Origin of the sequence: Escherichia sp. AM3 (assembly GCF_032029835.1) — a bacterium.
Lineage (GTDB): Bacteria > Pseudomonadota > Gammaproteobacteria > Enterobacterales > Enterobacteriaceae > Escherichia > Escherichia coli.
The window spans coordinates 1-385 of the sequence record NZ_JAVUPQ010000634.1 but is presented as its reverse complement, the minus strand read 5'-3'; the positions used below and the strand labels follow the sequence as shown (position 1 = coordinate 385).

1 protein-coding gene is annotated in these 385 nt (G+C 49.9%); it reads left to right on the top strand.

Annotated elements, in window-relative coordinates; all coding sequences use genetic code 11:
- Positions 1–357 (top strand): SbmA/BacA-like family transporter (locus RTW80_RS27625; protein ID WP_312721293.1); only part of this gene is annotated, 357 nt, incomplete at its 5' end.
- Positions 358–385: the final 28 nt, after the last annotated feature.

Genomic DNA, 385 nt, shown 5'->3' with positions numbered 1-385 from the left:
GATGCCAACCGTGCGTCACCGCCTACCGTGCGTGAGCTGTTTGGCGCCGTACGTCGTAACTATTTCCGCCTCTATTTCCATTACATGTATTTCAATATCGCGCGCATTCTTTATCTTCAGGTTGATAACGTTTTCGGGTTGTTCCTGCTGTTCCCGTCCATCGTTGCGGGTACGATTACGCTCGGTCTGATGACCCAAATCACCAACGTCTTTGGTCAGGTTCGCGGTTCGTTCCAGTATCTGATTAGCTCCTGGACTACGCTGGTGGAGCTGATGTCCATCTACAAACGTTTACGCAGTTTCGAGCGTGAGCTGGACGATAAGGACGTGCAGGAAGTCACCCATACATTAGGTTAAAAAGGAATTGCTATGCCATTTGCCGTAC